Source organism: Saccharicrinis fermentans DSM 9555 = JCM 21142 (assembly GCF_000517085.1).
Lineage (GTDB): Bacteria > Bacteroidota > Bacteroidia > Bacteroidales > Marinilabiliaceae > Saccharicrinis > Saccharicrinis fermentans.
Map to the genome: position 1 here is coordinate 5,800,261 of NZ_KI912107.1, position 26,497 is coordinate 5,826,757.

The following is a 26,497-nucleotide window of genomic DNA, read 5'->3' on the forward strand; positions in this document are numbered from 1 at the left end:
TTTTCTTTCGTAATAAACAGTAAATTAGTATATTGCAATTGAAACAAAGAACAAAACTCAAGTTTGCAATGGGTAACGGGCGAAAAACTTAAAAAAATATACGAATAATGGTAAAACACTGCTAGCGGTCAACAACCGACTTGAAGTGTATTTATCTGAATTTCAGCACCATTTTAAAAATAGAACAAAATCCAACTTCGACAAAGCTACTCAATACGTCGAAGGTCTAGCTTTAAGCGATTTGAAAAACATCGAACGCATCACTGAGACATTAAACGCAGACTACCATAAGATGCAGCATTTTATCACCGAATCCAATTGGGATGCAAGAGCTGTCATCGACCAAATAGCAAATCAGGTAGACCAATCACTCCCAAACCAAAAATTAAAAGGATTACTCATAGACGAAAGCGGATGGGTGAAAAAAGGTGACAAAAGCATTGGTGTTGATCACCAGTATTGCGGGAACGTTGGGAAGACTGCAAACTCGCAGGTTGCAGTTTTTGGTTGCTTGTGCACGGACAAATATGCAGCGTTGGTCGACACGAGACTGTACCTTCCAAGGTCATGGTGTACTAACAACGCCAGGTGTGAAACTGCTGGCATCCCCAAAGAGGACAGGGTTTTCAAGACAAAACCGGAGCTGGCTACAGATATTGTGAAGCACCAACTGGAAATGGGTATCGAGTTCGATTACGTTGGGGGGGATGGACTTTATGGCAATGACCTTGCGTTTACCCGTTCGGTTGAGGATATGGGTTTGGTGTACATGCTTGACATTCATAGCGATCAAAAAATCCACCTTGAAAAACCAGAACTACATATTCCAGAGCGAAAGAGCAATCGTGGGCGCCCACCCAAAAGGCCGAAGGCAAGCACCCCATCGGTAAACGCTAACGAATATATAGAAACGCTTACAAACAAGGACTGGAAAAAGCTTGACATTCGTGATTCTGCCAAGGGAAAGCTGAAGGGATTGTTCCATTTTAAGACAGTTTACATTTGGGATAAGGTTCAGAACATTGTTGAGAAACGGTTGCTGGTCATTTCGAAAAGAAAGACAAAGCAGGGAGTAGAAATAAAATATTCGTTCACTAACGCAGAACTTGCTCAATACACGCATCAGGCGCTGGCATACATGCAGGCACAACGCTTTTTCATTGAGCATAGCTTCAAAGAGCAAAAACAGATAGTAGGCTTGGATCAGTTCCAAACCCGCAAATGGCTGTCATGGCATCACCAAGTAGCCCTCAACTTAATGGTGGGCAGCTTTATGCTGAAAGAAAAACTATTGAATCAAGACGAAGTCCCATTGTTGTCGGCAAGAGACATTATGGATTTTATGGTATACAAATTTTATCGTGAAATGACCGATGAACGGATGCTGGAAAAACTGCAGCAGCGACATGAAAAGCGACAGCGTGACATAGACCTCTGTTATTCAAAGCAATAAATCTGTTAAAGTAGAATTAGCCGTTAATAAGATAACGGGGATGTGGCTTGTTAACTCGGTTGTTTTTATGGATTTGCAGAGTTGTATTCCGGTCATATGTGGCATCATAATATCACTGACTATCAGGTTTGGCATTACTTCTTCGCACATATCTAAGGCCTGCCGTCCGTCTTCTGCCTCATATACTTCATATTCATTGTTAAGTGATTGGGCAATGAATAATCTTAGGTCATGGTTGTCTTCCACTACCAATACTTTTGATTTAGAAAGGGAGTTCTTGTTAAGAATATGGTTTGTATCGGTAATTTTGTTAGCTCCAGTGCTAAGGCTGGTGAAATGGTATGGGTGTTCAGTTTTATTTATTTCTTCGGACTTAAAATGAGTGTTGCCATGAGGCAATGAAACAGTAAAGGTACTTCCTTTATTTTCTTCGCTTTCAACGCTAATTGTACCGTGGTGCAGTTCTACCATTGCTTTGCTTAGGGCTAAACCTATTCCTGTTCCTCCAATATTGGGTTCTGGTTGCGTATTGTCTCTGAAATATCGTTCGAAGATGTGATCCTGTACTTCATGTTTGATTCCGATTCCTGTATCCTTAACGGCGATGGAGACATGTTGTTCATCACTGAGAATGCTTACTAATATTGATTTGCCGTTAGGGGAATATTTAAAGGCATTGGCCAATATGTTATACACCACTCGTTCCAGCTTTTCAGGATCAGCCCATACCATGATGGGCGCATACTTGTCATTTAGTTGATAATCAATTTGTTTTTGGTGGGCCAACTCTTTGAATGAGTTAAAAATAGTCTCAATAAATTCGGATAGGTTAATATGACTTACTTGCAGACTGAGCTTGTCCTGCTCTAGCTTTCTGAAATCCATAAGCTGATTAATCAATCGCATCATTATTTTGATGTTTTGGTTCATGAGTTGATATAAGGTAAGCCGCTCCTCATTGGTTGAATAACTGTTGTTTTTTATGAGTTTTTCTAATGGAGCCGATATGAGGGTAAGGGGCGTTCTGAATTCATGAGATATATTTGTAAAGAAGCGAAGTTTCATTTGTGATATTTCTTCGGCCTTTTCTTTTTCCATATTGGCCAATAGTAGCTGATTTTTTTGTTTGTTTTTTTGTGCAGATAAGTACCTTTGCAACCATATAAAACCAATAATAATTAAAAAATAAAGTGCAAATGCCTGTGGACTTTGAAAAAAAGGAGGGGCGATAATTATTTTAACGGAAGCAGGTGTGTCACTCCAGATATTATCACTATTTGAACCCAGTACTTTAAATATGTATTCGCCAGGGGGTACATTGGTATATTTGGCCGTTCTGTTGTCGGGGCTTGCTTTGTACCATTGCTCATCAAATCCTTGTAAAATATATTGGTAATTGTTTTTTTGTGGGGCGTTATAGTTTAATCCAACAAATCCTATACTAAAGCTATTGTCTTTGTATTTTAATCTAATTTCATCCGTAAACTGCATAGATTGTGTTAGGATTGAATTTTCGCCGGTCTTAACTGACTGGTTTTTTATTTGAAGATCGGTTAAGTATATACGTGGTTTTATAAGATCTGATTTGATTTGATTGGGATAAAAGACATTAAATCCTTTGATGCCTCCTAGTATGATTTGACCATTTTTTCGGATGAGCGCACAAATCTCTGAAAACTCATTGTCTTGTAGGCCATCTGTGATATCGTAATTAATAACTTCTGCTGTGGTGGGGTTAAAGCGGGTTAATCCTTTATTGGAGGTAAGCCATAGAAAGCCCGATGGATCTTCGGTAATGGATTTTATGGTGTTGTTAGGGAGTAGATTATCGCTTGTGTAGTTTGTAAATGATACCTGGTCGTAGGTTGGGGGGGCATTGTATTTTAAAAGACCTCCACCCATGGTTCCGATCCATATGGTACCATCTTTGGCTTCAAATATTTGTAGAATATAATCATGGGTTAAATTAGCGTGTTTGTTCTCGGTAGTAAAGATTTCAAACTGAGGGTTGGGGGCTATGGCTTCTTCTTTGCTAAGTCTGTTTATTCCTTTGTCGGTACCTACCCAAATGTTTCCTTGGCTGTCCTTTAGAATGCTTCTGATGATAAAAGATGAAATAGAATGAGGATTTGAATCATCGGGTACCATCTGGATGTAGCGGGTGATATCTCCATCCTTATTAAAGTTTACCCGAAACAGCCCTGAGCTATAGGTGCCAATCCATATGGTGGAGTCATCCGTCGCTTCCAGCGCAAAAACAAAACCAAAATCGTTAAATAGGTCAGGACGAGGTTTGGCTTGTAATGTTTCCTGGTCATACACAACCAATGAAGTGGGGTAACTGGTACCTACCCAGACTAAACTATTGTGTTTGGTAGAATGGGGTAAAATGGTTTCTTCAATGCAGTATGCTCTGTTGGCATTGAGATTGGCATTTACATTTATTTGTTGAAAACCATTGGTGTAATGGGCATCTTTAGGTAAATAGCTAATACCTTGTTCCTCTGTACCAATCCATAGATTTTGTTTATGATCTTCAAAAATGCTTCGACATAAATTATTGCTTAAGCTACCTGGTGTCGGTGTGTGTTTATAATGTTGAAACCTTTTGTTTTGGGTGTATGCAATATTCACACCGCCTCCTCTTGTTCCAATCCATACTTGTCCGTTGATATCATTGGTAAGCCAGGTAACCAAGTTGCAACTTAAGCTATTGTCGGTAAAGTTTTCATTGAAATGATTCGTAGGAATCCATTGCTTATCCTTTTGGGAGAGCGTGTATAAGCCTTTGCGGTTTCCTACCCAAATCATGTTTTCATGGTAAAGTATGGAGCTGCCCCTTAGTGGATATATGTCGTTGATGATAAGCTGATTGTTTTGGTTTGAGATTTCAACAACATTGTAAAAGGTACCTGCTATAATTCCGTGGGGTCCGTCACAAATAGATTCTATATTGAGTTCGTAGGAGGCTAATTTCATTTTATCAACAGAAACATATGGATTTATGATCCGATATAAATACTGGTTTGTTCCAATCCATATGTTTTGATTTCTATCTTGATGAATGACTTTTGTAATATTTACAAAATTTGTTCTTTTTAGGTTGTGATCGTTAAGGATGTCTACCTTTATGATCTTATTCATCGCGGTATCTAACTCAATCCGATTAATACCTAACATATTTCCTGACCAGAGAATATTGTTGTTATCTACAATCAATGAAGTGACATCATTACTATTAAAAATGGTGTTGTGGGGTGTATTATAAAAGTTTGTGAATTTTTCTGTTAAAGGATCAAATTTTGAGATGCCCTTGTCGTAGGTTCCTATCCATATATTACCAAAACTATCTTCATCAATGCTTTTGATCAGGTTGCTGGATATGCTGTGTTCTCCTTCATTGACTCTATAGGTCTTGTAACTGTATCCGTCATATCTATGCAAGCCATCCAAGGTGCCAATCCACATATATCCGCTTTTGTCTTTATATATTTGATTCACATCGTTCTGTGGTTGGTCTGTTAGATTTCTGATCTTGATAAAATCGCTATCTATATGGGGGGGCTGTGCCACGAGTTTAGCTTGAAGAATAAAAAGGACGGCTGCCAATAGTAAGTTTAATAGCTTGAAACGATTCGAATATATCATTTTAATATTTTAAGATGCTAAATAAAGTGGTAATGGATTGTTGGTTGATCATAAAATGAAGTACATCTAATAGCCTGTACCTACTTGATCTGAAAATCAAATTTAGTTCTTTTTATACATTATTAAAACGCTTTTTACAACAAGTGTAAAAAGTTGTTTCTTTATGGGTTCTCATACGCCCCCAGTATGTTTTCAAATACCCCTTTGGTGTTCAAATGGCATCCTTTAAATTACGTTTTACTCCCCTATGGCGATTTATCTTCCATTTACATTTGTTAACATGATTCAGCATTTATATACATATCGTGCAATGCGATAGACAGAATCACTATTAGGAAATCTATTAAAATCAAAGTACATTTGTTAACATGATTCAGCATTTATATACATATCGTGCAATGCGATAGACAGAATCACTATTAGGAAATCTATTAAAATCAAAATTTGAATTTATGAAACAAATGCGAACAAAATCAAGAAAGCTGTTACTTATGGTAGCATTCCTGATTGCCTCTATGGGTGCATTATTTGCACAGGAAAAAGGAATAACAGGGGTAGTTACAGAAAAAGCAACCGGAGATCCTGTTCCGGGTGTGAGCGTGGTTGTGAAGGGAACAACCAATGGAACCATAACAGACATGGATGGAAATTATCATTTAAATGTACAGACCGGAGAAGTGGTCGTGTTTTCTTTTATTGGTTTTACTCCTGTTGAAATTACTGTGGGGCAGGAAACCAAGGTGAATGTTGCATTGGAGGCGGATGTGGTTTCTTTAAAAGAGGTGATCGCTGTTGGTTATGGTACTTCTAAAAAAATTGAGCTGACGGGTGCAGTCTCTTCCATTAAAAACGAATCGATGGAAAGGGTGATTGCCTCTGATTTTACCAAGGCATTACAAGGTCAAATTGCTGGTGTACGTGTTACAGAAATGAGTGGGCGACCAGGTGATCAAGCTACTATAAATATTCGTGGTATAGGATCTATTAACGCCAGTACCAACCAAAGCCCTCTATATGTGGTGGATGGTATCCCTTTCGAAAATAACCCTAATATTCCTTCCGAAGAAATTGAGAGTATTAGTGTGTTAAAGGATGGAGCTTCTGCCGCTATTTATGGAACACGTGCTTCTAATGGTGTTATTGTGATAACCACCAAAAAAGGAAAAGCTGGAGCAGTAAGGGTTTCTTATTCTGGATATGGAGGTATTCAGAATATTGTGTCCTCCACACCATTAAATGATACGGAACAACAAATTTACGTGGAACAACAAAAGTCGTTGCAAGGTGGCGGTAGTTCTTTAACGCCTCAGGCAAATCCTTATATGTCTGATAAAAATACAGATTTTGTTGATTATATCGAAGAAAATAACTCTGCTATTCAATCGCATAACTTATCATTATCTTCTGGTTCAGAGAATTTAAAATTTAGTTTAAATGTGAATTACTATGATCAGGCTGGTGTGGTACAAAAATCAGGCTATAATAGGTTTAGTACAAGAGCCAATACATCTTATAGTAAAGGTAAATTCGATGCTTTTGTTAGTTTTGGTGTACAAAAACGGGTGCAAGAGGTAGAGCCGTACGCTATTTATGAGTATTCTATTTTTCAATCACCTTGGAGGTCGCTTCCCAATGAATTACCAACAACAAGTGATGCGATTTATATCGATGGAGAAGCCGCTCTTATTGAGCAATATGGATATTTTGCCAAGCAAATGAGTCTTGAGCGAGAAATAGCTAATGACTCCTATAATACAAGTGGTAATTTTAAATTCGAGATAATAGATGGTTTAACCATTGCAGAGAATGTTGGCTTTTATGTGAATAATCAGGATGACGATCGCTGGACACCCAAATTGTTGCTTTATAGTCAAGGTGCCACCGAGCCAGGAACAACGAGTCAACTATTCTCTCAAAGAAGAATTGTTTCAACGGATTATGAAAAGTGGACAACCGAGACAGTACTTAATTATGATAAGAAATTTGGGGAGCATAGCATTAAACTAACCGCAGTGTATTCAATGGAGAAATCAAACCAAGAATATACTGATATCACAAAACAAGATGGAATAGACAATAGTCTTAGAGATTTTAATGTGATGACGTCAATGGTGGGTATTAATGGTTATTCCAGAGAAAATACCTTAACGGGTAAAATGTTTAGAGCGCAATATAATTATAAAAATAAATATCTGTTTTCGGGAAGTGTCAGGTATGATGGATCATCTAAGTTTAAAGAGGGTAGCAAATATGGAACATTTCCGGGTGCATCGTTAGGTTGGAATATTAGCGAGGAGCCTTTTATGAGTGGCCTAACGAATGTTGATAATCTTAAATTAAGAATCAGTTATGCCGAAGTGGGTAATGAGGGAATTCTTCCGTATCAATATTCTCCATATGTGGATGCCAATATCGATTATGTATATGGCGCAGAAAGTGATGATCAGCTAGGTTATGGCGCCATACAAAGAATGTACGTGGATGAAAATATTGGTTGGGAGACCAATATATCCCGAAACATAGGTGTTGACTTATCTATGTTTAGAAGTAAGTTGACTATGACCCTCGATTTATACAAGAATAGTAAGGAAGATATGCTTTTTAATCAAAGTATTCCAAGTTCTTCAGGTACTTCACCAACAACCAATGGCTCTACATATACACAGTTTAATTCGGTAGTGAGAAACCTAGGTAATATGGTAAATAAGGGAGTTGAATTATCAATGACTTATAAACATAGAACTAAAATGGGTTTAAACCTTACAACAACTGGTACCTTTGCCATGAATGACAATGAAGTAACCAGTCTTGGAGGTGAAGATAAGGTGATTATAGCAGATGCAATACCAGCCAACTGGCGAAGAGTTCAGCAGTCCGCGGTGAAATATATGGTGGTTGGTAAGCCTGCCGGAGCTTTTTATTTGATACCCACAGACGGAATCATTAAGACCCAAGAAGAACTAGCCGAAGTGCAGTCTTATATGCCAAGTGCTGCCTTGGGTGATGTGAAATACCTGGATACAAACGAGGATGGTACCATTAATGATGATGACCGGGTATATAGTGGTTCGGCCGAACCTAAGTGGGAAGCTGGTTTGATTTTGTCGGCCGACTACAAAGGATTTGACTTTTCGGCTCAATTATTATATGCGCATGGTGGAAAGGTATATAACGGAACAAAAATGTTTGCCTATGGTACAGGAAGACATAAAGATATGTACTATGCTTTTTCAGAGTCCAATACAGATAGCAATATCCCTGCCGTCAGAAGTTCCTCTGAGCATAATAACTATAGATCATGGTCCGACTATTATTTGGAAGATGCTGATTACTTAAGAGTAAGAGGTTTAACCTTGGGATATACCTTTAAGAATCTGTTGAATAGCAATGTGGAGAAAGTGAGAATTTACACCACTGCACAAAATCCATTCACCTTTACTAAGTACGAAGGTTATGACCCAGAGGTGGGAGCTTCTGAAGGTAGACCTTTTGATAGAGGACTTGATATTGGAAAATATCCTATCGCTAGAACATTTACTGCTGGTGTGCAAATTGATTTTTAATTTATAGGATGAGTGTGAACGAGCTATGATAAAGTATTTCTTATAGGAGAAATGATCTTGCAGCGCGTTTGGAGTGTTCATTCAAAGAAAAATTATAGACATATGAAACGAGCCATGATAAAATGTTTCTCACATAGGGGAATGATTAATTCAGGTAAGTTCCATCTGACAAATAAAAATAAATTTAAACAGATGAAAAATTATATATTATTATTATTTATTCTTTTACTGGGCCTGAGTGCCTGTGAAGATGATTTTCTGGATCAAAGCAACCCGAGTGCTTTAACCGCTGATACGTTCTGGAAAAATGAATCGGATTTTGAGAAAGGATTAAATGCAACTTATGCAGCTTTGCAGTTTAAATCTATATGGGGAGCAGCGGGTGCCAAATTATTAACCCGGTCAGACATTGTTACCACAACGACTATTTGGGGAGGTGACTATACTCAATTCAACGAATTTATTTACAATAACAATACAGGGACGATTCCCTTATTGTGGTCTGATTGTTATGTAGGAATTTACAGAGCTAATCAGGTGTTGTCTAACTTACCTAATGTTGCTGATGATAATTTTACCCAAGAAGAAAGAGATCAAGTAGAAGCACAGGCTAAATTTTTAAGAGCATTTTTTTATTGGCAGCTTGCTTATAATTATGGGAAAGCGATAATACATACAGATATTGTATCGCAAATAGAAGATTTTACAAAGGCTCCTTCGAGTAAGGAAGATGTTCTTTCTCAGGTTGTGATACCAGATTTAGAGTATGCCATAGAAAATTTACCTGTTGAGTGGTCAGAAAAAGGCCGGATTACTACAGGAGCAGCTAAATCACTGCTTGCAAAAACTTACCTGTATGAAAAGGAGTGGTCTAAAGCAGCCTCTCTTTTGTTGGAGGTGATTGAGTCAGGAACATATTCGTTGGCGAGCGATCCTGTGGAGAATTTTGTATTGGCCGGTGAGTATAATAGTGAGTCTATTTTTGAGATAAACTATACCCTTAATTACAAAGAAAACAACCTTGCCAGTATTGTAGATGATTATTCTGACCGGACAGGTTCTGAAGCCAGTAATATTGGTGTTTCTTTTGCTGGTTATGAGGCAGGTGGATATAATTCGTGCTTGCCTACTTATTGGCTTGAAGAGATGTTTATTGATTCCGACGAGAAAGATCCTAATTATGGTAAATGGGGCAGTAATGTGTATTCCAGAAGAACCTATGCTTCTATTGTAACAGAAAAAGGATTAGGGCCCTACTTTGGATCTGACGATCCTGGAACGTATGCAGCTTTTCGATATGGATGGGCATCAAAAATTAAAAAATTCATTCCTTGGGATACCAATGACGGTCCTTTGAACCAAGGCTTGGGATCAGGATGTGGTGTTAACTATAAGGTGATTCGTTTGGCTGATATTTATTTGATGTATGCCGAAGCTGTCTTGAATGATAATGGCGATGTAGCCACTGCGATTGAGTATATCGATAAAGTGCGGGCAAGGGCTGGTGTAATAACCTTGGCTCAATATCAGGCAGATAATGGGGGTATGATCCCTCAATTACACCTATCGCGCTTTAATAGTGACGATCCTTCTTCAAGATCATTTACCGAAGTAAATGCTGCGTCTATCATGACACATATTCAAATGGTTGAGAGACCGCTTGAGCTTTGTTTTGAAGGACATAGATGGCACGATTTAAGAAGATGGGGTATTACGGAGGATGTGTTTAAAGCACGTCGCGCCGATGAATTGGTGATGATTAGTAAGTTATGTACCGAGGATCCTGTAAGTCAAGCTATTGATAGCGACAAAGAAAGTGTAGTGTATCCATGGTATATTGAAGAGTATGTGAGAACGCAATATGCAGGACCTGCAGCAAATTATATCCCTGAAGAGCATGATTTTTTAGGTATACCTGATGTAGAGATTCAAACAAACCCATTGGCTAACGAATAAAAAATAGAGTAATGAGAAGAATATTTAAATATAATGTATTTATAGCAGTTGTGGCTGTGGCATTGATTACATTCTCGTGTACAGAGGATTATGAAATGCCAAGTGATGCAACAGAGGGAAATGATGTGTTTTTAAGTACCTCATTTGGTATTGGTAAAGACATAGCAATTCAGAAAGGTGTGGAGATGTATTTTGATGATTTTTCATCGGGAGGTGAGGAAACCACTTGGTCTTTTCCTGAAGAATCGGATCCTACCATTTTAACAACCAACGAACGACATGCAAAGGTTGCTTTTGGTAACCCGGGTTCCTATGAGGCTAAAGTGACCATCGATTTTGGAGAATTATATTACCTTAATGGGGAAGTTTCTGAAACAAGTATTTATGAGGGTAGCATTAGTTTTGAGGTTGTAGATGAGATAAAGGCCGGATTTCAGGTTTCTGATGAGAGTGGTACAATCCTTACCCAGGAAAATGGAGCTCTTCACCTAGTGGAAGCTGGATCTGATATCACATTTACTGACATGAGCGACGGCTCGCCTTCGGTTTTGACTTATTTCTTTCGCCATACAGAATCAGGCCAGGTAAGTGAGTTTACTGTCAACGAGCAAAATAATGGTGTGTATAATTTTATTTTAATGGGTAAGTATGATGTTACTTATGTTCCTACAAGAACTACCCTCAATGAAAATTATGCCGATACAATCAGCTATACTGAACTTTTTGAGGTGGGTCCTTCTAGTAAACCGTTATTGATTAATGAAATCGTATTGTCGGAGAATGAGGCTCGTATTGTGTTCAGTCGCGCCATGGAGGATGCCTCAGGATGTGATCCTGAAGCCTTTGATATCTTTGTAGCCCAGCCTTCTACCATTGAGCCGATGGATCTGGGTATTCATGTAACCGAAGTGGCCACAGACCCATTGGTACCTAACGAAGTGGTACTAACCTTAAGTGCGCCAATCTATAGTTCAGATGACTTTACATTGTCATATGATGCTTCTAAAGGTAACTTAGTAACGCTTGATTTTATGGAAGCACCTGATTATGATAATGTGCAAGGATTCTTTGAGTTGGATAATGTAATCAATACTTTGTTTGATGGAAGTTTTGAATCTACTGCGATAGGGGACTGGACAGCTGGAAACTGGGGTGCTCCATGGGATGATGGTGTACTATGGGAGCTTAGTAATACGCATGCGAAATCAGGTTCTACAAGTCTGAAAATAGAAATGGGAGCTGGTGAGGGCTCTATCCTGAATAGAAACGGTAATATTGCCTTGTTTACAGCTGAGGCCGGTAAAACATACGAAATTGGAATGTGGTCTTATGTTGAGAGTGTTGGTGATGGTGTAAACCTGTCCGATTTGCGTTTCTATACCTTCCCAGAAACCGATTGGGGTGCTGGTGGTAGTGTCTATTCATCAACATTCCCTACGGGTAAGTGGGTGTATCGTAGATGGAACCAGTCATTTGGTTCAGGTGGCGAACAAACTATTAATTAGAGACTCACAAATTCTGCAGGTACTGCTCCTGTGGTTGTATATATCGATGATATCACCGTGAGAGAGGTTACTGAGCGACCATAATTTTATGGTGGAAATTTATTTCATGGGATGGCTATTGTAGCCATCCCATTATAGATAAAGCTTTTTTAGTAATCACTAAACGGATGGACTAAGATAGCTTTCTTGTAAATCCACTGAGCTTATCATTCGGATATGTATGAGCAGCTTGCTTGTTGACGTAGATTACACCATCAAGGTTAGGTCATTGTTACGAAATAAGTTTATCACCATTCCGTCCAATAAAGGACGCTAAGGGATGATGATAATTTTATTTCTGCAGTAGAATTGGCCTTTGGCGAGCTGATTGAATTTCGAGATAGAAGTTTTAATGGATGGAGGTTTTAAGTAATCTACCTGATAAAAAATGTATTGGGTTAAAGTTTGAGTGCGGTTTAGCCTAGTGGAAATGTCATTATAGGGTAAAAATCATAAAAAATAGGATGATGTACAAAAGTGTTTTATATCTCGTAGTTATAATCTTGGTTTCCTCTTGTAAAAATGAGCGTAATTTACAAAGAGATATGTGTTTTAATTCGGGTTGGCAGTTCTTTTTAAGTACAGACAGTACCTCAAGCACTATAGATTTAAAAACAGCCGATTGGAAAACTGTTCAATTGCCACATGACTGGAGTGTGGAATTTCCTTTTGACTCTGTTAACGGAGAGGGGTGTACTGGGTATCTGCCAGGAGGTATTGGTTATTATAAAAAGGTTTTTAATGTCGATTTGAAGAATGATGAAAGACTTTATATATGGTTTGATGGTGTTTATAATAACTCCGAATATTGGATTAACGGTCAGAAGTTAGGAGAACACCCGTATGGTTATTCACCTTTTTATTTCGATTTAACCAATCACCTTAATTCACATGAAATCACGAATGAGTTAGTAGTAAAGGTGGATCGATCTCGTTATGCAGACAGTCGTTGGTACACTGGTTCTGGAATATATCGTAATGTAAAACTGGTAAAGGTTCATAAACTTCATATACCCATTTGGGGAACTTTTGTTACTACTCCCAGTGTCACAAAAGATAACGCAGATATTCATTTGAGTATAAGTCTGAATAATACCACAGGCATTCCACAAACATGTAATGTTATTACTGAAATTATAGATCCCCTTGGTTCCGTTGTGGGAAGGATGGTGGATGAAGAGTGTTTTTCAAAAGAAGGACTCTCTGTTATTCATCAAAAACTATCCTTAAATAAGCCGCAGCTTTGGGATGTTCATAAGCCACAACTGTATAGGGCAAAGTCTTCAATCCTTCATAAGGGTGAAGTCATTGATCAGTATATTACTACCTTCGGTATTCGCTCCATAAAATTTGATAAAGACGAAGGCTTTTTCTTGAATGGGGTGAATATGAAAATCAAAGGTGTTTGTTTGCATCATGATGCAGGATTGGTTGGTGCAGCAGTACCTAATGGTGTTTGGAAGCGTAGGTTACAACTGTTAAAGGATATGGGGTGTAATGCCATCAGAATAGCTCATAATCCAAGTTCCGATGCGTTTTTGGACTTGTGTGACGAGATGGGTTTTCTGGTGCAAGACGAGTTCTTTGATGAATGGGATTACCCAAAAGATAAACGCTTAAATATGAATGAGCGTCACAATGATTATATAACCAGGGGATATAATGAGCATTTTCAGGAATGGGCAAAAAAAGATCTGACAAATACCATGTTGGCACACCGTAATCATCCAAGTATCATTCAGTGGAGTATTGGGAACGAAATAGAATGGACTTATCCGCGTAATGCAAAGGCTACGGGTTTTTTTGATAATATGAACTGGGATGGTAACTATTTTTGGTCGCGCCCTCCTTACTCGCCGGAAAGAATTAGAAAAGAATATGAAAGCCTGCCTAAGCAGACGTACGAAATAGGAAAGACAGCACATAAATTGGCTGCCTGGACCAGAGCATTAGATACATCACGTCCGGTGATAGCGAACTGTATACTTCCCTCGGCCAGCTTTGAGAGTGGCTATGCGGATGTGCTTGATGTGGTGGGGTATAGTTACCGAAGGGTCATGTATGATTATGCAAAGGAATATTATCCGAATAAGATAGTTATGGGTACTGAGAATGTTCCCCAATGGCATGAGTGGAAGGCGATTGTAGAACGCCCTCATATTTCAGGTACTTTTCTTTGGACGGGTTTTGATTATATGGGTGAGTCCAATGATAAATGGCCACGTAAGGCCACACCTAGTGGCTTATTTGATTTAGCGGGCTTTCCTAAACCAGCCTATCATATGTACAAAACCTTATGGTCTGATGAGCCGCATATTTATATATGCTCCAATACATTAGAGCAATCGTCATATCACGAGGTAAAGGGGAAAGTGGTGGAGAAAAAGCCAGGTGCATGGGAACATGTTTTGTGGTTTTGGTACAATGTCAATGAACATTGGAATTATAAAAATGGGGAACCCGTCATTGTAGAAGTTATTTCTAATGCTCCTCAAGTTGAACTGTTGTTGAATGGCCATTCTCTGGGTGTTAAAAAATTGGCTGACTTTCCGGATCGTATTTATAAGTGGGCACTTCCCTTTGAAGCGGGAAGGTTGGAGGCCAAAGCTGTAGATGAAGATTGTACGGCTGAAATTTATACGGCAGGTGAAGCATACGCTATCAAGGCACATATGGATCATGATAAGTTGGAGGGAAGTAAAAATGATGTGGCTCATATTGTTGTTCAGGTGGTTGATAAAGCAGGTTATCCGGTTACTAATACAGAGCAAGTGGTTGAGTTTGAGGTGTCTGGTTCTCTTAAGAGTTTAGGAGTGGATAATGGAAATCCAGAAAATGTACAAGCATTTCATTCAAATAAGATCACTACCCATAAGGGGAAAGCATTGATGATTGTGCAGGCGAGTGATCAAGTGGGCATGGGTACCATAAAGGTGAAATCAGGAAGTTTGAAGTCGGAGGAGCTTCATATAGAGGTGGAATAAACAGAATCAGAGATAAGATTTTAGCTTTTGGACTGGTTAGTGGTAAATGATTCACTCAACAAATACTGAACATATTTTGTAAGTGTTTGATATGGTGGTTAATGTGTTGTTTTTTGCTGCTTTGCTGAAATCTCGTTTTTTAGATTTTACACCCCTAAGTTTTATCATATTCACCCTAAGTTTGATATCAAATTACAGGATTGACCTGCCTGCACCATCATATATTCAGCACAAGTGCGAACCAGTTAATAATTGCTTTTAGGTACCAGATCTATACCCATGTAGAATGAGTAAGGCACATGTAATTGTAGCTTCAAAATTGAAATACATATTTAAACTATACATATGAAATCATCATTATACGAAGGAAATAAGACCTTCACAGTAGTAGAAAAAGAAAAAGAGGAGCCTAAGGCTGGAGAGGTGCGTGTTAAAGTGGCGTACTGTGGCGTTTGTGGTACTGATATGCATGTTTATCACGGAATGATGGACAATAGAGTGAATATTCCTGAAACTATTGGACATGAAATGTCTGGAACCATCGATGCTCTTGGTGAAGGAGTTTCTGGTTTTAAAGTAGGTGATAAAATAACAGTTCGCCCTTTGGATAACAGATTAGAAGAACCTTCTGATAAAGGACATAGTCATATTGCTAAGAAGCTAAAATTTATAGGTATCGATAGTACAGGTGCTTTTCAGCAATATTGGAACGTTCCTGCCTTTACATTGCATAAGTTAAAGGATACTACCGATTTGAAATTGGCAGCCTTAATAGAACCTTTGTCGGTGGCATGTCATGATGTACGACGAGGTGCCTTGAAAGCCGGAGAAACAGCTGTGGTATCAGGTGGAGGTCCTATTGGCTTATTGGTAGCTATGGTTGCCAAGAGTAAAGGAGCCCATGTTATACTTTCTGAGGTGAATGATGTGCGTGTGAAAATGGCGCAAGAGATGGGCTTTGAAGTTGTGAATCCAGCAAAAGAGAATTTGATCGAATATGTTGATAAAAAAACAAATGGCGGTATGGCTGATATTGTTTTTGAGGTAGCTGGTGTACAACCTTCATTGGATATTACTACTGAAGTGGTAGGTATTCGTGGACGTATCGTGTTGGTGGCTATTTATGGGGAGCCTAAACCAGTCAACTTATTTAAATATTTCTGGAAAGAATTAACCTTGATTGGAGCCCGCGTATATGAAAAAGAGGACTTTGATGAAGCGATAGACCTAATTACAGAGAATAAATATCCATTTGAGACCATTATTACAGATACTAAACCCCTAGAGAAGATACAGGAACTTTTTGAAAGTATAGATGCTACTCCAGATGGAATGAAATTTTTGGTGGACTGTCAATAAAAATTATAATGATCGATTAATCAAAATATAAAATGAGTGTATTAGATAAATTTAGCGTAGAAGGTAAAGTAGCCTTGGTAACAGGATGTAAAAGAGGTATTGGCATGGGTATGGCAATAGCTTTGGCTGAGGCAGGTGCCGATATTATTGGCGTTAGCGCATCTTTAGAAAAAGAGGGTAGTGCCGTTGAGAAGGCGGTAAAAGCAGTGGGACGTAAGTTCAAAGCTTATACCTGTGATTTTAGTAATAGAAAGGCGCTTTATGCTTTTATAGAAGAAGTGAAAGCCGAAAATCCTGTGATTGATATATTAATTAATAATGCAGGAACGATACTTCGTGCTCCAGCTGCTGAGCATCCCGATGAAATGTGGGATAAGGTGATTGAAGTAAACCAGAATGCACAATTTATCCTTACTCGAGAAATAGGTAAGGAAATGGTGGCACGTGGTGCCGGTAAAATAGTGTTTACAGCTTCGTTACTTACATTTCAGGGGGGTATTACTGTTCCTGGGTATGCGGCTAGCAAAGGAGCCATAGGCCAAATGACAATGGCTTTTGCCAACGAGTGGGCTTCTAAAGGAGTTAATGTAAATGCAATAGCTCCAGGTTATATTGATACGGATAATACTGAAGCATTGCGCAAGGATCCTGTTCGTTCAGAACAAATTTTGTCACGTATTCCTGCCGGAAGATGGGGTACGCCAGAAGACTTTGGTGGACCGGTCGTGTTCTTATGTTCAGAAGCTGGTGCTTATATGCAAGGATCTATTATGCTGGTAGATGGTGGTTGGATGGGAAGATAATTTAGCCCTTGTTTTAGGGTGAATATGCCTTGTATCTGAGAAATATAGAGGAGCCAGTGATGGCTCCTATTATTAAGAATTATGAATGCTTTATAGCCAATAGCCAACAACAAAAATATGAATTTTAAACAATACATCAACGGACAGTGGGTAGAACCCACAAATGGCGAAACAGCTAATGTGTTCAACCCCTCTAATGATGAGGTAGTTGGAACAGTAGCCAATGGAAATGAAAAGGATGCCCAAATAGCATTGGAAGCTGCTCAGGCGGCAAGTAAAGAGTGGGCTAAGGTACCAGCGCGCAAGAGAGCTGAATTAATGTACGCTTTTGTAAAGGAAATAAAAGCAAGCCGTGAAGAATTAGCTACGGTACTTACTAAGGAACAGGGAAAACTGTTTAAGGTGGCACAGTTTGAAGTGGATGTTTGTTGTTCTTTTATTGAATATGCTTGTGAGTGGGCCCGTAGGATAGAAGGAGATATTGTACCGTCGGATAATGAAAACGAACAAATCTGGATACAAAAGATTCCAAGGGGAGTTGTGGTTGCTATTACTGCATGGAATTTTCCATTGGCATTGGCCGGACGTAAATTGGGACCGGCATTAGTGGCTGGTAATACCATGGTGCTTAAGCCAACCACAGAAACACCTATGTCTACCTTGATGTTGGGGGAGCTGGCTAAAAAAGCAGGTATTCCTGATGGCGTTTTGAATATTGTTACCGGACCAGGTCGTACCTTGGGTACAGCCTTGTGTAAAAATGAAATTACTAAGATGGTAACCATGACAGGTAGTACACCCGCTGGTCAGGCTATTTTCAAAGCAGCCTCTGAAAACTTAGCGCATGTTCAGTTAGAACTTGGTGGTAAGGCGCCTTTTATTGCATTCGAAGACTGTGATATCGATGCGGCAGTGGCGGGAGCGCTTCATTCTCGTTTTGATAACTGTGGTCAGGTATGTACTTGTAATGAACGTATGTATGTCCATGAGGCGATCTACGATGTCTTTATGGAGAAATTTATGGCCAAGGTAAAGGAAATTAAGGTGGGCGATCCTTTTGATCCAACATCGGATATGGGTGCTAAGGTGAATAAGAGCGAGTTAAAGCATATGGTAGAATTGGTTGAGACAAGTGTGAAGGAGGGCGCTACCCTAGCTTATGGTGGTAAAACACCTGAAGGAAAGGAATTTGAGAAAGGAAACTGGTTTATGCCAACGATTCTTACGGATGTGAAACAAGAAATGACGATTGTGCATGAAGAAGCGTTTGGACCTATTCTTCCTGTTATCAAGTTCAGCGAATTTGATGAAGTAGTGAAATATGCCAATGATTGTGAGTTTGGACTGGCAGCCATGGTCTATACCAATGATATGAATCGTGTGATGCGTTTGAATAGCGAGCTCGACTTTGGAGAAATTTATATTAATCGCGGTCATGGTGAACTACATCAAGGTTTTCATAACGGATATAAAATGTCTGGAACAGGTGGAGAAGACGGGAAATATGGTTTTGAACAGTACCTGGAGAAAAAGACCTTTTACGTAAGGTTTAAAGCGTAATATATAAATTATGTATTGAGTATAAAGATATAATACGAATGGATGCACATCTTTATACTTAGGTCTTTATACTTTATACCAAGATAAAATGACAAAAATTAAAAATATAAAAACGCGCTTGTTCAAGGTGCCACTTGCAGAAGTCCTTTCGGATGCCAAGCATGGTGATCATTTTCACTTTGAACTGATTACGGTAACCATTACTTTGGAAGATGGTAGTGTCGGTACTGGTTATACATACACAGGAGGTAAGGGGGGGCATGCTATCAAAGCAATGATTCATTATGATTTAGCGCCTGCCTTGATGGGGAAAAATGGGGATGATATTGAACATCTGTATGACTTTATGGAGTGGCATGTTCATTATGTGGGTCGTGGTGGAATTGCTTCTTTTGCTATTTCAGCAGTGGATATTGCTCTTTGGGATATCCGATGTAAAAAAGCCGGACAAGCTCTTTGGAAAATGGCCGGAGGATCTGATAATACATGTAAAGCCTATTGTGGAGGTATCGATTTGATGTTTCCCTTACCCAAATTATTGGATAATATAAAGGGTTACCTGGATAGAGGTTTTAATGCTGTTAAGATTAAGATTGGACGTGAAAATATGGAAGAAGATATTGAGCGTATCAAGGCTGTTCGTGAATTTATTGGTCCTGATATTATCTTCATGGTAGATGCCAATTATTCCATGAGCGTTGAAAAAGCCATTGCTTGTGCCAATATCTTTAAGCAGTATGATATTTATTGGTTCGAGGAGCCTACTATTCCAGATAATTACAAGGGCTTTGGTGAGATTGCTAAGGCAACCGGTGTTCCCTTAGCCATGGGTGAGAATTTGCATACTATTCATGAGTTTGAGTATGCCATGTCTGATGCCAAGTTGTCTTTTGTACAGCCGGATGCCTCTAACTGTGGTGGAGTGAGTGGATGGTTGAAAGCAGCAAAACTGGCCGATGAAAATAATATCCCGGTTTGTTCTCATGGAATGCAGGAGCTTCATGTGAGTTTGGTTTCTTCTCAAACAAATGCCGGTTGGATAGAAGTACATAGTTTTCCCATAGATGAGTATACTACCCGACCTTTAGTGGTGGAAAACCATAGGGCTGTCGCTCCGGATACTCCTGGAGTAGGGGTTGAGTTTGTATGGGATAAGTTGAAAGAATATGAAGAAAAGTAAAAATCTGCTTATTGCTAATGTCCACAGAACGATAGTTTGTGGACATTAGTTATCAGTTAAAAGCTAAATGATGAAATCTACACATAATTTTTTTGGTAAGTATCAGGATCAGGAAATAACACAATTTGTTCTGGAAAATGACAACGGAATGGTTGTGAAAATATTGGATTTAGGGGCTACCATTAGCTCTATTACGATTCCGGGGAAAGACAAGAAACCCATCAGTATTGTTTGTGGCTTTGATTCTTTGGATGGATATTTTTCGGATGAATACAAGAGTAATGCGCCTTATTTTGGGTGTACTGTTGGACGTTATTGCTCACAAATAAAAGATGCTAAGTTTAGTTGTGAGGGGAAATCCTACCAGCTGGCTAAAAATTGTGGAGACAATAATCTTCATGGTGGACGAGTTGGATTTGATAAGCGTATATGGGAGGCTACACCTGTTGATACGCAAGGAAAAGTAGGGGTTCAATTTCACTTGGTAAGCAAAGATGGTGATGAAGGATTCCCCGGTAATGTGGAAGCTACTGTGATGATGTGGCTTACCAAGGACAACGAACTGGTGTTGAATTATAATGCGACTACTGACCAAACAACACCACTCTCCATGACGAATCATAGTTATTTTAATTTATCAGGATTTGAACGTAGTGTAGAAGGTTTTAAAGTGCAGGTAAATTCGAATAAACTGCAGGAGATGGATCATACAGGAGCTGGTACTGGAAAAATTTTAGATGTAAGTGGTACAGTTAATGATTTACGTGCAGGTAAAGTGATTAGTGATGTTCAGGAAAAGCTGGGAGATGGCTTTGAGCATTTTTATATATTTGAGAATCCTCATGAAGAGCTTAAGCCAGTGGCAAAGGTTGAGGATCCTGCATCAGGACGCAGTCTGGAAGTTTTTTCAACAGAGCCGTGTATGTTGTTGTATACAGCCAAATACATGAGCAATAAGTTAAAAAGAAAGGAAGACGAAATCTACGGTAAGTATAGTGCTTTTGCTTGCGAAACACACCGTTGGCAGAACGGTCCTAACATTGAAGGCTCACCGAGGTCATTCACAAAACCAAATGAAGTATTCAAAAGTACCACTGTATTCAAATTGGCTTATTAACCAGATTTAGGAATTATTACTCAATCAATAATATTAATATTAGCTGATAGATAATAGCCCAAAGCTAAAGCTATCAGTTTTAAAAAAAATCTAAATTTATGATTGGAATATTGTTTGCAATTTTTGCAGGAATTATGCTTGGATTTTATGCCATGCCCGAAAAGTTTGTGAAGAATTTTAATTTTGAGAACACTTGGGGTTTTTGTTTCTTGTTTATGCTTTGGATAGTGCCTTGTATTATTGGGTTTTCATTGGTGAATAACTTTACACAAGTATTAGCTGATGTGGGAACGCCCATATTACTGAAGATGTTAATACCTAGTTTTTTGTGGGGGATAGGTATGCTCATGTGGGGTAAGGCAATTAACCATATAGGTTTGTCTCTCGGATTCTCTATTTTTATTGGAACCATTGTGTTTGTTGGTTCAGTATTACCATTTTTTATTCATGGCTTACCGGCTACGAATATTCTTATCACTATATTATTGGGTATTTTGGTGATTTTGGTAGGTATTATCATGAATGGTCGTGCTGGTATTTTAAGAGAAGGCCATCAGTCGGCGCAACAAAGTGGTGCTTCTTCAATGGCTGTAGGTATTGTTATTGCTGTCGTAGGTGGACTCTTGTGTACTGGTTTTAATGTGGCCAATGAGTTTGGAAAGGATGCCATTGCTGCTGCGGTGGCACAAAATGGAAATGAGAGCTGGTTAACCTCTGTTGCTTCTATGTTTATTGTCTATGTGTCCGGTGGCCTGTTTGTAATTCCATATTTTATCTATCAAATATCTCGTAAAAATCTTTGGGGTAGTTTTAATGTAGTGGGGGTAGGTAAAAATATTTCGTTAACGGCATTAATGGCTGTGTTAAATTTTACTGCTTCTATTTTATTTGCTTATGCCGCTTTTGTATTGGGAAATAAAGGTGGTACAATAGGCTATGCTATATTTAATACGATGTCGGTTGTGGTAGCTGTTGTTGGAGGTATTATTACCAAAGAGTGGCTTACTGCCCCGGCTAAAGCCAAATCATCTTTGTATATTGGCTTGGCTGCCATGATCATTGGGGTTGTTATTATTGCCGTAGGAAACGGAATGGCATAAAATAAATATTGGCTCATCACGAGTTCTATTGTTCCTGTATCTTATACGAAGGCTTGATGTCTATTGCATCAAGCCTTCGTAAAAATCTATATTTTCAGCATTTAATATATCTACCGGTAACAGGTTTTGTGGATTGACGGCTTCTTTTCGGAACAAGGCATTGAATAAGAGCATGACAGCATTGAACCCTTGCGATTTGGATTGTTGACCTATGATCAGGTCTATGTAACCTTCTTTGAGGTAGGTGATGTTTTCGATGAGGGTGTCAAAACCTATTACAATAAAGTCTTTTCGCTTGTATTTCTTTAGAATAGAAGCAATTTTATATGCCCTGGAGTTTGGTACATATATGAGTTGAATATTGGGGTGTTTGTTTAAATATTGCATCAATTGTTTATCGTATTCCGACTCATCCTTATTGGTCTTGATATCTAAATGGAATATCTGCGATTGGTCCGAATGTTTATGGTCAAAGTATTGGATAAAACCGTCGATTCGATCCTGGAGGTGTGAATATTCCTGTTTTTCTTTTGAGATATATGCTATGAGAATGTGATGGTTTTTTTGTAATGCCATCGCACATAGACTAGCAGCAGTTTTTCCGGCTGCTATGGGATCTTGTCCAACATAGGATAGTGGATTTGCCAGTGAATGATGTATGTTGATGTGAACGAAAGGAATGCCCTTGTCATTTAAAAGTTCTGCGAAACTTAACGATTCTTGTAGGAACATGGGTACATAAACAACACCATCAGGGTTTGATTGGAGTATTTGTTCACAAGCTATTTTAAAATCATCCTTTCTAGGTAAGAAGAGAACCGTTTTTATGTCTACTTTAAATGAGGCTAACTCCGAGATGGCTTTATGGATTCCAGAGATAGGCCTTTCCCAATATTTAGTGTCGTTGGGGTTGGGAATCAGGCAAACAATATGAAGCTCTTTTTTTAAGGCTAGATTTCGAGCCATGATGTCTGGTGCGTACCCCAACTCCTGTATGGCTTTTTCTACTTTTTCTTTCGTTTTTTCAGAATACCTTCCGCGTTGGTGGATGATGCGGTCAACGGTTCCGGCTGAAACGCCTGCTTTATCTGCAATGTCTACTATTCTAATCTTCATACTAACTCCGAATTAACTAAAAAAAAACGATGTAAGAAAATTTCCGTCTTCAATGCCTTACCTTCTATTATAGGGTGACGCCACTTTTGAATATAGCAATCTCTTTAAATTTAGCGATTTCATGTTTTAGTTTTTTTCCACTGGCGACTTCTATTATAAATGAGGTCAGTTCTTTCCTTAATGCTTCCATACTCTTTCCTTCATCAATCAATCCACCCGCATTAAAATCCATCCAGTTATTTTTGTGTTTGAATAGGGTAGAGTTGGTAGCAATCTTCATGGTAGGGACAAAACTACCAAAGGGCGTTCCTCTTCCTGTTGTAAATAGCACCATTTGGCAGCCTGTAAATCCAAGTGCAGAGCAGGCTACCAAATCGTTTCCTGGCGACCAAAGTAGGTTTAATCCGGGTGTCTTTATTTTTTCTGCGTAATCGACCACATCACTAACCATGGCATGACCTCCCTTTTGAACACAGCCCAGTGATTTTTCTTCCAGGGTGGTGATTCCTCCATTTTTATTGCCTGGTGAGGGGTTTTCGTAGATGGGCTGATTACTGGTTCTGAAATAGTCTTTAAAGCCATTGATCAGGTCAACGGTTTTATCGAAAATGTTTTCTGTTTGAGCCCGTTCCATCAATATGGTTTCTGCACCAAACATTTCAGGTACTTCTGTAAGTACAGTGGTGCCTCCTTGTGCCACTAACCAATCTGAAAAGCGCCCCAAGAGTGGATTGGCCGTTATTCCTGAGAACCCATCACTTCCCCCACATTTTAAGCCTATGTTTAGTTTGGAAACAGGGACCTGGCTACGATGGTCTTGTTTCATCTTTTCACTAAGCATTTTCATGATTTTCAGTCCTTCCTCTACTTCATCCTCCACCTCTTGTGATATGAGAAAATGCACCCTTTCTTCATCCCATTGACCTATAATTTTTTTTAATTGTGAAATTTGGTTGTTTTCACATCCCAAGCCTAATACCAATACGCCTCCGGCATTGGGATGTTTGATGGCTGCTGCCAGGGCTTTTTGAGTGTTAAGGTGGTCACCCCCCAGTTGAGAACAGCCATACTGATGCCCCAATACCAATATGTCGTCTATGTGGCTGGTGTCTGTTTCTGCTTTTAACTGCTCTACGATTAGTTTTGCTTGGCCGTTTACGCATCCAACAGTGGGTATTACCCATAGCTCGTTTCTGATTCCTACATCTCCGTTTTTACGTTGGTAACCATGAAAGCTTAATCCTTCTTTTTTTACAGCAAGTTCTTTGCCATTGGGACTGTATTTGTATTCCAGATTTTCGTTTAAACCGGTGCGTACATTGTGCGTATGTACATGCTGTCCAATGGTGATGTCCTCTTTGGCTATACCTATGGAATATCTATATTTTATAATGTGCGCTTCTTTTTTGATGGTAGATGAAGCTATTTTGTGACCTTGAGGAATATCGTTAATAACCAATATTTCTTTTGTTCCCACTTGTATCCTCGATCCTTGGGTGATTGGTTCAAGGGCTACTATCACATTGTCATCGGGATGTATTTGTAAATAATTATTCATGGTTGCTGGATTTTATAAATTTACCTAATGCTGATTGAATACCATTTGTCATGATATCTTCTATGTTGGTAGCGATGGCCTCTGTTAGTCCGTTGATAGTTGTAAGGTCTGTGTTCCAAATCTTCTTATTGGCTAGTATACGTTTACTAAGGTCTGTGTAGGATTGCATGTTTTTCCAGGCATCCTGTATAAATGTGATATGAGCGTTATTGTCGTTAATGGTAAAAGGAATTCCATTGTATTCACCTTTGTATTGGATGAGTAGGGCGGCCAAAGAGAAAGTGATTTTTTGTGGTATTTTCCCTGTTGCCTGATAACCATCTATTAAGGAAGGGTAATCACGTGTCATCCACTTGGATAAGGAATTAAGCGATATGTCTTTTAAAAAGTGACGTATATATGGATTGTAAAACCTTTCGAGGATATCAGCTGCAAATTTATTTAGTGTTTCTGGTGAGCCCTGAATGTTGGGAATTACTTCCGATGCCACCATGTCGTGTATAAATCTGGAAATATTACTATCTTCAAAGGCTTCTTTTACCGTTTCATATCCACTTAATAAACCAATGGGAACCAATGCAGTGTGTGAACCATTTAAAATACGGACTTTCTTGTCTCTAAATTGGGTCATGTCTTCTAACCAAACCACGTTAAGCCCTGCTTTATCAAAAGGGTATTTTTCACGGGTTTGTTGGGGTGCCTCAATGGCCCATAAATGAAAATATTCACCCATCACCACCAAATTGTCCTTGTATCCCAGTTCTTTTTGAATTTGTTCTATATTATCCTTCGGAAACCCGGGTACAATTCTGTCAACCAGTGAGCTACAGAAGGTACAGGAGTCGTTTATCCAAATCATAAAGCCTTTCTCTAGATGGTTGCTAAGTGCGAGCTCAAGCACTATTTCTTTTAATTGAGTGGCGTTTTTATCTATTAGTTCGCAGCATATAAAATCAAGTCCCTTATCCTTGTCTCCTTTGAAGTGCAAGTAGCGCTGATATAGTAACTGACATACTTTTCCTGGAAATGATTGAGGAGGTGTTGCAAATATATCTTCGTTTTCTATTCGGCTTATTCCTGCTTCTGTGGTATTTGAAACCACCAGTTCTAATGCAGGGTGGAGAAAGTATTCCTGGTATCTTTTATAATGGGTATAGGGATTTACCGAATCGATGATGCAGTCAACCAGTTCTTTTTCTTCTATAGGTGTTCCATCTTTAACGCCCTGAAGTATTACATGGTATAGATTGTCCTGCTTTTGTAAATATTCAACCATTCCTTTATCGAGCGGTTGAACCACCACTACTCCGTATGGGGTTCCCAGTTCCTTATTCATTTTGTAAATCATCCAATCAACAAATGCACGAAGAAAATTACCCTCGCCAAACTGAAGTACCTTAAACGGATAGTTTGTTTTGCTTTGGTAAGTTGTTCTGTTTAATAAATTCATGTTATGATCTTTTATTTTTTAGACATCCAGTAATTTATTGACAAAGATATAAAAAAAAAGTGTGCGCACACGCAATTATTTTTTTAGGAAGAAACGAAGCTCGATT

Annotated in this window: 15 protein-coding genes; 11 read left to right on the forward strand and 4 right to left on the reverse strand. The window is 38.8% G+C overall.

Going from position 1 to position 26,497, the window contains the following annotated elements; genetic code table 11:
* The first annotated feature begins 145 nt into the window (after positions 1-145).
* Entirely contained in the window at positions 146-1,453 is a 1,308-nt protein-coding gene (locus tag CYTFE_RS0123650; RefSeq protein ID WP_027470370.1) for an IS701 family transposase, read from the forward strand.
* Here the strand turns inward: CYTFE_RS0123650 and CYTFE_RS0123655 are convergent.
* Entirely contained in the window at positions 1,442-5,101 is a 3,660-nt protein-coding gene (locus CYTFE_RS0123655; RefSeq protein WP_027473843.1) for a two-component regulator propeller domain-containing protein, read from the reverse strand. The genes CYTFE_RS0123650 and CYTFE_RS0123655 overlap by 12 nt on opposite strands.
* A 452-nt stretch (positions 5,102-5,553) precedes the next feature.
* On the opposite strand from CYTFE_RS0123655, the gene CYTFE_RS0123660 reads away from it, so the two are divergent.
* From CYTFE_RS0123660 to CYTFE_RS0123705, 10 genes are all read left to right on the forward strand, one after another.
* Positions 5,554-8,664, forward strand: a complete 3,111-nt coding sequence (locus CYTFE_RS0123660) for a SusC/RagA family TonB-linked outer membrane protein (protein ID WP_027473844.1) — start codon at positions 5,554-5,556, stop codon at positions 8,662-8,664.
* 192 nt (positions 8,665-8,856) lie between these two features.
* Positions 8,857-10,620: a RagB/SusD family nutrient uptake outer membrane protein gene (locus CYTFE_RS0123665; RefSeq protein ID WP_027473845.1), complete on the forward strand. Its 1,764-nt coding sequence runs from the start codon at positions 8,857-8,859 to the stop codon at positions 10,618-10,620.
* A gap of 11 nt (positions 10,621-10,631) precedes the next feature.
* On the forward strand, positions 10,632-12,125 hold the full coding sequence (locus CYTFE_RS0123670) for a hypothetical protein (RefSeq protein ID WP_027473846.1): 1,494 nt from the start codon (positions 10,632-10,634) through the stop codon (positions 12,123-12,125).
* Positions 12,126-12,628: 503 nt separating this feature from the next.
* A complete protein-coding gene (locus CYTFE_RS0123675) occupies positions 12,629-15,148 on the forward strand; it encodes a glycoside hydrolase family 2 TIM barrel-domain containing protein (protein WP_027473847.1) in 2,520 nt (839 codons plus the stop codon).
* A 345-nt stretch (positions 15,149-15,493) separates the two neighbouring features.
* A complete protein-coding gene (locus CYTFE_RS0123680; protein ID WP_027473848.1) occupies positions 15,494-16,507 on the forward strand; it encodes a (R,R)-butanediol dehydrogenase in 1,014 nt (337 codons plus the stop codon).
* A 32-nt stretch (positions 16,508-16,539) separates the two neighbouring features.
* Complete coding sequence (locus CYTFE_RS0123685; protein ID WP_027473849.1) at positions 16,540-17,310, forward strand: SDR family NAD(P)-dependent oxidoreductase; 771 nt, start codon at positions 16,540-16,542, stop codon at positions 17,308-17,310.
* Between the two features lie 117 nt (positions 17,311-17,427).
* Positions 17,428-18,870 carry an aldehyde dehydrogenase gene (gene aldA, locus CYTFE_RS0123690; protein WP_027473850.1) on the forward strand — a complete coding sequence of 481 codons (1,443 nt, stop codon included), beginning with the start codon at positions 17,428-17,430 and terminating at the stop codon, positions 18,868-18,870.
* Positions 18,871-18,958: 88 nt separating this feature from the next.
* Complete coding sequence (locus CYTFE_RS0123695) at positions 18,959-20,050, forward strand: mandelate racemase/muconate lactonizing enzyme family protein (protein ID WP_027473851.1); 1,092 nt, start codon at positions 18,959-18,961, stop codon at positions 20,048-20,050.
* 67 nt (positions 20,051-20,117) lie between these two features.
* Complete coding sequence (locus CYTFE_RS0123700) at positions 20,118-21,167, forward strand: aldose epimerase family protein (RefSeq protein ID WP_200871342.1); 1,050 nt, start codon at positions 20,118-20,120, stop codon at positions 21,165-21,167.
* A gap of 98 nt (positions 21,168-21,265) precedes the next feature.
* The gene (locus CYTFE_RS0123705; protein WP_027473853.1) at positions 21,266-22,267 is read left to right on the forward strand and encodes an L-rhamnose/proton symporter RhaT; all 1,002 of its coding nucleotides are present in this window, start codon (positions 21,266-21,268) and stop codon (positions 22,265-22,267) included.
* Between the two features lie 60 nt (positions 22,268-22,327).
* On the opposite strand, the gene CYTFE_RS0123710 is transcribed toward CYTFE_RS0123705, so the two are convergent.
* From CYTFE_RS0123710 to CYTFE_RS0123720, 3 genes are all read right to left on the reverse strand, one after another.
* Entirely contained in the window at positions 22,328-23,383 is a 1,056-nt protein-coding gene (locus CYTFE_RS0123710) for a substrate-binding domain-containing protein (protein ID WP_027473854.1), read from the reverse strand.
* A gap of 67 nt (positions 23,384-23,450) precedes the next feature.
* Positions 23,451-24,941: a UxaA family hydrolase gene (locus CYTFE_RS0123715; protein ID WP_027473855.1), complete on the reverse strand. Its 1,491-nt coding sequence runs from the start codon at positions 24,939-24,941 to the stop codon at positions 23,451-23,453.
* Positions 24,934-26,391 (reverse strand): tagaturonate reductase, encoded by a 1,458-nt coding sequence (locus CYTFE_RS0123720; protein ID WP_027473856.1) that lies wholly within the window; start codon positions 26,389-26,391, stop codon positions 24,934-24,936. Before CYTFE_RS0123720 ends, CYTFE_RS0123715 begins: the two co-directional genes overlap by 8 nt.
* Positions 26,392-26,497: the final 106 nt, after the last annotated feature.